The following is a 431-nucleotide window of genomic DNA, read 5'->3' as shown; positions in this document are numbered from 1 at the left end:
GACGATGCGGCCGCCGGCTTGCGCCGGCTTGCCGTCCCAGGTGGTGACGATGCCGCCGGCGCCAGTGACGATCGGGATCAGGCCGGCGATGTCGTAGGATTTCAGCCCGGTCTCGATCACGAGGTCGAGATGGCCGGCCGCCAGCATGCAATAGGAGTAGCAGTCGCCGCCGTAGCGCGACAGCCGCGCCGCATTCTCGACCCGGCCGTAGCGGGCACGGTCATCCGGATTCATCAGAAGCGGACTCGTGGTGAAGGTGGTCGCCTCCTTCAGCGAGGTGCAGCGCCGTACCGAGAGCCGCCGTCCGCCCGACGGCCCGGAATAGTTCGCCGAGCCGTTGTCGCCAGAGAAGCGCTCGCCGATATAGGGTTGGTGCATCATGCCGAATACCGGCGTACCTTTGTGCAGCAGCGCGATCAGCGTGCCCCAGA

Annotated in this window: 1 protein-coding gene; it reads right to left on the bottom strand. The window is 66.8% G+C overall.

The features are described 5' to 3' along the window. Positions 1-431: inositol monophosphatase family protein (locus tag B2W55_RS08050; RefSeq protein WP_291532209.1), on the bottom strand; the 431-nt coding region annotated here is incomplete at both ends.

The sequence above is a fragment of the Bradyrhizobium sp. UBA2491 genome, from assembly GCF_002341725.1.
Lineage (GTDB): Bacteria > Pseudomonadota > Alphaproteobacteria > Rhizobiales > Xanthobacteraceae > Bradyrhizobium.
This window is presented reverse-complemented; position numbering and strand designations above follow the sequence as displayed.